The sequence below is a fragment of the Metabacillus crassostreae genome (assembly GCF_016908395.1).
Classification (GTDB): domain Bacteria; phylum Bacillota; class Bacilli; order Bacillales; family Bacillaceae; genus Metabacillus; species Metabacillus crassostreae.
The window spans coordinates 1,520,386-1,528,110 of record NZ_JAFBDU010000001.1 but is presented as its reverse complement, the minus strand read 5'-3'; the positions used below and the strand labels follow the sequence as shown (position 1 = coordinate 1,528,110).

The 7,725-nt window shown below is 35.4% G+C and carries 6 protein-coding genes; all 6 read left to right on the top strand.

The features are described 5' to 3' along the window. Positions 1 to 468: 468 nt before the first annotated feature. The 6 genes from JOC75_RS07875 (at position 469) to JOC75_RS07850 (ending at position 7,664) form a co-directional block, all read left to right on the top strand. Complete coding sequence (locus JOC75_RS07875; RefSeq protein ID WP_204953448.1) at positions 469 to 1,812, top strand: 5'-deoxyadenosine deaminase; 1,344 nt, start codon at positions 469 to 471, stop codon at positions 1,810 to 1,812. 133 nt (positions 1,813 to 1,945) lie between these two features. Further along, positions 1,946 to 2,959 carry an XdhC family protein gene (locus JOC75_RS07870; RefSeq protein WP_204953447.1) on the top strand — a complete coding sequence of 338 codons (1,014 nt, stop codon included), beginning with the start codon at positions 1,946 to 1,948 and terminating at the stop codon, positions 2,957 to 2,959. Between the two features lie 77 nt (positions 2,960 to 3,036). Next, on the top strand, positions 3,037 to 3,654 hold the full coding sequence (locus tag JOC75_RS07865; protein ID WP_204953446.1) for a nucleotidyltransferase family protein: 618 nt from the start codon (positions 3,037 to 3,039) through the stop codon (positions 3,652 to 3,654). A 9-nt stretch (positions 3,655 to 3,663) separates the two neighbouring features. Then, on the top strand, positions 3,664 to 4,536 hold the full coding sequence (locus tag JOC75_RS07860) for an FAD binding domain-containing protein (protein WP_204953445.1): 873 nt from the start codon (positions 3,664 to 3,666) through the stop codon (positions 4,534 to 4,536). Between the two features lie 277 nt (positions 4,537 to 4,813). After that, the gene (gene pucD / locus JOC75_RS07855) at positions 4,814 to 7,087 is read left to right on the top strand and encodes a xanthine dehydrogenase subunit D (RefSeq protein WP_204953444.1); all 2,274 of its coding nucleotides are present in this window, start codon (positions 4,814 to 4,816) and stop codon (positions 7,085 to 7,087) included. Positions 7,088 to 7,139: 52 nt separating this feature from the next. Further along, the gene (locus JOC75_RS07850) at positions 7,140 to 7,664 is read left to right on the top strand and encodes a (2Fe-2S)-binding protein (RefSeq protein ID WP_204953443.1); all 525 of its coding nucleotides are present in this window, start codon (positions 7,140 to 7,142) and stop codon (positions 7,662 to 7,664) included. The last annotated feature ends 61 nt before the right edge of the window (positions 7,665 to 7,725 follow it).

Here is a 7,725-nt window from a genome sequence, read left to right as displayed (position 1 = left end):
GATCTAAAGCCACCATTTCAATTTGATCACGTTGAGTAGAGTTATGTTTCGTAAGCATCAAAAATCACCTCAGAATTATTATTACTATTATTTTAAATGAAAAAAAGACTGTAAACAAACTAGATTTTCGCTAGTTTGTCTACAGTCTGAAAGAACTTACAAATGTAAGTTCTTTTTTTTCTGATTTTTATTTGAATTGGACCTTCTTCTTTACACCTCAATAACATTTCAGCTGAAATACTACGGAAATCTAATATAAAACTTGTAATAAAACCTAACATAATTCATCTGAATTATCTAAAAGTTTAGCTAAGATAACTGATTTGATTATTGTGATTTAGTTAATCTGTACAATGACATATTATGTTAATCTGATTATTATAAATATATGTATAACACATAATGTAACGTTATATAACATATATAGTTTTTGATAGTGTTGTTTTTTGTCATAGAGGGGGAGTTTCGTTGAGTATATTAATAAAAAATGCAGAAATCGTAACTGGTAATAAAACAAATGATATTTTTGTGGGTGACGTACTCATTGAAGGTAATCGAATAACTCAAATGGCTAAATCTATCGAAGGTGTAATGGTTGAAAAGATCATAGATGCTTCAGGGAAAACAGTGATTCCTGGTTTAATACAAAGTCATATTCACCTTTGCCAAACGTTATTTAGAGGCCAAGCAGATGATTTAGAGCTTATGGATTGGTTAGCAAAGAAAATTTGGCCATTAGAAGCAGCGCATGATGAAGATTCTATTTATTACTCGGCTTTACTAGGTCTAGGTGAGTTAATACAAAGTGGCACAACTTCAATTATTGATATGGAAACAGTTAAACATACAGATTTTGCTTTTCAAGCGATGGCAGAGAGTGGAATTAGAGCAATTGCTGGAAAAGTAATGATGGATAAAGGTGAAGGTGTACCGAAAAACCTTCTTGAGAAAACTGACCAATCTCTAATAGAAAGTGTTGATCTTCTCGAAAAATGGAATGGATATGATGGTGGACGGCTTCAATACGCTTTTTCGCCGAGGTTTGTTATTTCTTGTACAGAGAAATTATTAACAGAAGTTAGAGACTTGTCTGCTTATTATAATGTGAAGGTGCATACACATGCATCAGAGAATTTAAAAGAAATTGAGATTGTGGAACAGGAACGAGGAATGAGAAATATTGTTTATTTAGATCACATCGGTCTAGCTAATCCTAGACTCATTTTGGCTCACTGTATTTGGTTAGATGACCAAGAAAAAAAGATCATAAAGGAAAAAGGGATTAAAGTCAGTCATTGTCCAGGTTCTAATTTAAAATTGGCTTCAGGTGTTGCCTCGACACCAGAAATGCTTGAAAATGATGTGTTTTTAAGTATTGGAGCAGACGGAGCACCTTGTAACAATAATTTAGATATGTTTAATGAGATGAGGCTAACTGCACTGATTCAAAAGCCGAAACATGGTCCAACTTCAATGGATGCGCACAAAGTCTTCAAAATGGCTACGATGGGCGGTGCACAAGCGATGGGCTTAGAGGATGAGATAGGAAGTTTAGAGGTAGGTAAAAAAGCAGATCTTGTTATTTTAGATTTAAACGATTTTCACACATATCCATCAGTCGACGTGGACCCTATTTCAAGAATTGTTTATTCCGCAACTAGAGGTAATGTTGAAACATCAATTATTAATGGGAAAATTATAATGGAAAATAAAATCATGAAGACAATAGATAAATCAATTGTGCTGAAAGAAGCTAATAGCTCAATTAAAAGATTATTAAGCAAGATAAGCAGCCAAACACTAGCGATGTAATATTTATGATGTAAACCATGAACATTTTTTTAGTTTAAATTGAAAATCAATAACCAAATTAATAGATAAATATATGAAAACCTCTTACAAACTTATAACCTTAAAACAAAATTCATAAGGGGAGGGGAGTGCTGTGAGAACTGACATTTTTGAAATTTTGGATGTTTTATCATCTTCTGATTATAATAATGTTCTTGCCACAATTGTTGAGGTTGAGGGTTCGGCTTATCGAAAAGAGGGGGCCGTAATGCTATTTCAAGAAAATGATAATCAAGTAGGTTTGTTGAGTGGAGGGTGTTTAGAAGCTGATTTGAGGGCGAGGATTTCGGAGAGTCATTACAAGCCTCGTTCGCAATTTGTGACATACGACATGTCTGGTGAGGATGATCTTTCATGGGGACAAGGAACTGGATGTAATGGTGTGGTGAAAGTGTTAATTGAGTCTCTTTCGCCAAAGCTTATCACTGATTTTGGTAAAGTGAGAAGTTTTGTTAACGAAGGGCAAGATGTGAAATATATTAGGAGGATTTCAAAAACAGGTAAGGTTCTGGAATATTTATTCTCCTTAGATAACAAAATATATTTTGGTGAATGGAAAGGAGATATTCCTAATTTGGGTTTCTTGCAAGAAGATAAATTAAGTGAAGATGACACAAGTGATGATTTTTTGTTTTTTAAAACGATTCGAGCAAGACCAAGATTTATTATATATGGTGCAGGACCAGATTCTATACCGCTTGCAATACTTGCAAAACAATTGGGCTATGAAACGATAGTTATTGATTGGAGGCCTAGCTATTGTAGTGAAGAATATTTTCCGTATGCAGATGATAGAATAGTAGCTTTTCCTCAAGAATTAGAAAAGAAACTATGTTTGCGTGAAGCTGATTCATTCGTCTTAATGACACATAGCTATGAAAAAGATAAACAATTAATTGATCTGCTTCAGTTAAAGCGACTGAATTATGTTGGCATACTAGGTTCAAAAGCTCGGGCAAAAAGGTTATTGGCAGGAGTAGAGATTCCTCCTACGTTTCGTTTTCCGATCGGTTTACCAATTGGCGCGGAGGGACCTAATGAGATAGCGGTAAGTATAATAGCTGAAATCATCAGTTTGAGAAAAGACTCTGTTAAAGCTTATTGCTGAATTGATATTCGATCAGCATCATCTAGTCAAAAAGGCTGAGGAATAGTATGAACTCCTGTAGGAAAGGAACTTGGGAGATGAAGAAGATAATCGGGATATATCTTGCAGCTGGAAATAGTAATCGAATGGGAACGTGCAAGTTGTCATTACCTTTAGGAGGAAAACCTTTAGGGTCCTTTGCTTTAGCTGAAATTTTAGCCTCCAAAATAGATTATTTATTGATTATCACAAAAGAAAAAGGAGAGATACTGTGGTTTGAAAGCTCTGGTGCGTTACAATTGTTTCCTGATAAGTGGGAAATTGTTTTAAGTGAAGATTCAAATAAAGGTCAATCATATTCCTTGCGAGTTGGGATAACAATGGCTGAGCAGTTAAAGGCTCATGCTGTTATTGTATTACTTGCTGATCAGCCTTTTATTAAGAAGGAAACGATTAATGAACTTATCATGACATTTAATAATGAAATAGAGTATGTAGCTTCAAGTGAGGATGGGGTTATGAAGCCACCTATCTTATTTCGAGATACTGTTCTAGAAAGATTATTGGAGATTGAAGGAGATATGGGTGCGCGTTCTCTGTTAAAAACGAATGCTTTATCAGGAAAAATCATAGATGTTGATAAAAAACAACTTTATGATATTGATACAATAGAAAACTATGATTATGCGAAAAAGACCTTATTGGCTAAAAGGTAGGTGTTAGTAATGGTTAGTGCGAAGAGTGATATGGTATCAAGATCGGATATATCAGTTTCTATTCCTGTTACTTTAGTAGATGCACAACAATCCAAGCTACAACTTAAAGAAGGGGTTTATGTTGCAGGAGGCACATTACTGCAGCTGAATTGGGAAGCTAATGAAGCAATGTCAAAACAAATAATTAGTTTAAATAATTTAACAGAACTAAAAGATATTGAAGTTATAAAAGAGGGTCAGAAACACTTTGTTAAAATAGGGGCCTTAACGACGATTAATGAATGTTTACATTCTAGTATTATGACTAAGTACTGTCCGTTATTTGTAACTGCATGCCAAAATATAGCTGCTCCAGCGGTTCGTAATCTAGCCACTTTAGGAGGTAATGTGGCTAGTAGAATAGGAGATTCTTTACCGGTGCTGCTCGTATTGGATGCTGAAATAACTTGTTTAATAAATGGCGAAAAAAAGACAAAGAAAATTAGTGAGTGGCTTAAAGAAAGTCGAGATTCTTCATTTTTATTGATTGATATCAGGATCCCTTATAAAGAGAAGCAGTTTAGTTATTATTATAAAAAAGTTGGAAGGCGTGAAGCTTTTACACCTGCGATTGTATCTGTAAGTGGAATGTGGAGGTTTGAGAAAGGTGAGCTTTTGGACGTTCGATTAGCTGTTGGAGGGGGGAGTCATGAGCCGGTTAGGTTATATCAAGTTGAGGAATTACTGAAAAAAGATGGATGTGAATATTCTTCAGAGCTTGTTTTTTCAAAAATAATAAATGAATTTAATTCTTATTCAGATTCTTTTTTTAATGATCAATATCGAAAAAAAGTTGCTGCGAATCTTATTATATCTGAATTAAAAAAGCAATTTATATATTGAGAAGAAAAGACCATCATTTCCTTCATAAACTCTCGAACTTCTATATTCCTCAGGTGTTAACAAAGTGTGTAGTGATATCTCAACAAGACTACCGCCGTTCTTTTATATATGTTCTTTACTTTTAGTGCTGCTAATTGACCTCGTGATTTGATCTTAATAGTATATTTATCGCATAAAGGTATGCTTTTGAGGAGAAAAGTTCATTTGATTAAAAAAGTTATAAAGTTTACTAATGTGACTTTTAAAGAAGTTTATTTAAAAAAAGTGAGGCGAAACAATGAAATTAGAGCAACGAACGTTTCAGGATAGATGGAAAATTAGACCTGATGGAATTGGTAAGGTAACAGGTTCGTTAAAATACTTAACTGATTATTCGTTTCCTGGAATGCTTTATGCGAAAGTTCTAAGAAGTTCATTTCCTCATGCGAAGATAAACTCAATCAATACTGAAGTGGCAGAAGAGTTAGATGGAGTGGTTGCTGTTATTACGCATAAAGATGTTCCAGGTTTAAATGGGTTTGGGCTTATTTTTCAAGATCAACCGGTTTTGTGTAAAGATATTGTGAGATATGTAGGAGATGCAGTTGCTTGTGTTGCTGCTACTAGTGAAGAAATTGCTAGCAAAGCACTTCAATTAATTGAAGTGGATTTTGAGCCACTTGCTGTTATTGATGATCCTGAACAAGCGATGAAAGAGGATGCTGTTAAATTGCATCAGAATGGAAATATCCTACACAAAGCCTCTTATAAAAAAGGTAGCGAAGTATTGGAGAAGATAAACAAATGTCCGTTTGTTGTAGAAGAAATCTATGAAACTCCGAGGCAAATGCATGGATACATGGAAACAGAAGGTGGGGTTGTTGTACCTGAAGAGAATGGGAAAATCACAGTTTATGCTGCAACACAGCATGGATTTAAGGATCGATTACAGCTTTCAAGAATTTTGGCTATGCCAGAAGAAGATATCCGGGTCGTTTCAAGTCCTATTGGAGGATCGTTTGGTGGAAAAGATGAGTTAAACATTCAACCTTATGCAGCAATATTAGCGTTGGTAACACAAAGACCAGTTAAAATCCATAATAAAAGAAATGAATCTGTAAAAGCTGGAATTAAAAGACATCCTATGAAAATTAAAATGACAACGGGTGCTGATGAAAATGGGTTGTTAGTAGGTCATTCTGTTGAAATAATTGCTGATACAGGGGCTTATGCTACCTTGGGGCCAGCTGTTTTGGATTTTGCTGTAGAGCACTCAACAGGGCCGTATAGTATACCGTATGTAGATGTTGAGGGTTTTTCTGTCTTTACAAACAACGGAGTAGCAGGAGAATTTAGAGGTTTTGGGGGTAACCAGGTGACGTTTGCGCTAGAATCGCAAATGGATCGGCTTGCTGAGAAACTGAATATAGATCCACTTACCTTTCGTTACAACAATGTAAGGAAAGAAAATGATTTAGGTCCTCTTGGGCAAAGGGTAGTTCAAAATGATGGAGCAAAGAAAGTGCTGGAAATGATAGAGAAATCATCTATATTATCAACACCACTTAAAGAGAATGATGAATGGATTATGAGAGGTAGGGGTGTAGCGATAACGATGCATGGTGGAGGGCTTGGGTATGGAAGACCTGATCCATCTGGTGCTAGATTATCATTAACGAAGGAAGGGAAAATTGAAATTGCTTTTGGGTTTGAAGAGTGTGGCCAAGGGCTTCTCGCTTCAATTGAAATTATGATGGTTGAAATGCTTTATTGTGACAAGGAAGACTTAAAAATCGTGATTGGTGATACTGATCTGGTTCCGGTCTCAGGATCATCGACAGCATCACGATCTACTAATATGATTTGGCAAGGTATTAATAAACTGAAAAAGCCATGGGAAATGAAATTACTAGAAATAGTCTCTCGGTTTACAGGTATTTCAATGTCTTGTTTGAAAATAGGAGAAAATGGTATATGGAAAGAAGGTACTGAGGATCAACTTGTTTTGTCATACAAAGAAGTAGCGAAGCTATTAAAGGGTGAATTGCCTGTATTTCACACTCAATTTCATTTTCCAACTACTCCTGATCCGGTAGTAGGGGGACATTATTTGTATACTTTTGCTGCTGTTGCTACTGAGGTTGAGGTAGATATGTTAACTGGTAAAGTAAGGGTCACGAAATTTGATCATGCAATATCCGCGGGTCCTGTTGTTAATCCTATGGGCTACTTGGGGCAAATTGAAGGTGGTGCGATTATGGGGCTGGGTTTTACCATACTTGAAGATTCTTTAATGGAAAACGGAAGGTATCATACCGAGAATTTTGATTCGTATCTTCTTCCAACTATTAAGGATATTCCAAATTCATCAAATGTAGAAGTGGATGAGATGTTGTCTAAAGGTGATGTATTTGGACCAAGGGGAGTGGGGGAAATAGGTACTGTTGCTATCGCTCCTTCTATAACTTCAGCTGTTTTTAATGCTACTGGAGTTTGGGTGAATAAATTACCGATTTCACCAGAAAAAATGCTAGATCATTTTCATGCTGCTTCAAATGTATTATCTGACTAACCAAAAAGTTTTTTTTAGAGAAACGTTAGAATTGAAGTTTGGAGGAGTTGAGATGGAAACAAGTGAAATAGATGAAACGATAGAACGATTAAAGCAAAATGTGGTTGATGTAACTGTAACGATTAATGGAGAAGTAAGACATCTGAAAGTGCCTCCAGCATATCGATTAATTGACATTCTAAGAAAAAATTTAAATCTAACTGGTACGAAAGTTTCTTGTGAGATCGGTAGATGTGGAGCGTGTTCGGTTTTGTTGAATGGAAATGTGGTTACATCTTGTTTGGTAATGGCTTATCAAGTAAATAACACATCAATAGAAACAATTGAGAGTGTTTCTTCAGAGCAATTACATCCATTGCAAGTGGCTTTTCTAGAAGAGGGTGCCTTGCAATGTGGTTATTGTACTCCTGGGATGGTTATTAGTTTAATGTCATTGCTTGATCAAGGTGGAAATCCAACTGAAGAGGAAGTGAAGAACCATTTGTCTGGAAATTTATGTCGGTGTACGGGGTATAATGGTATTCTACGTGCGGTTGAAAAGTATAAAAAGCAATGTTCAGAAGAAACAAACTCTTAATAATATAAAAGGCCGTTCATCTACTAAAATTGTTAGTTTTGAACGGCTTTTTTGACCTTAA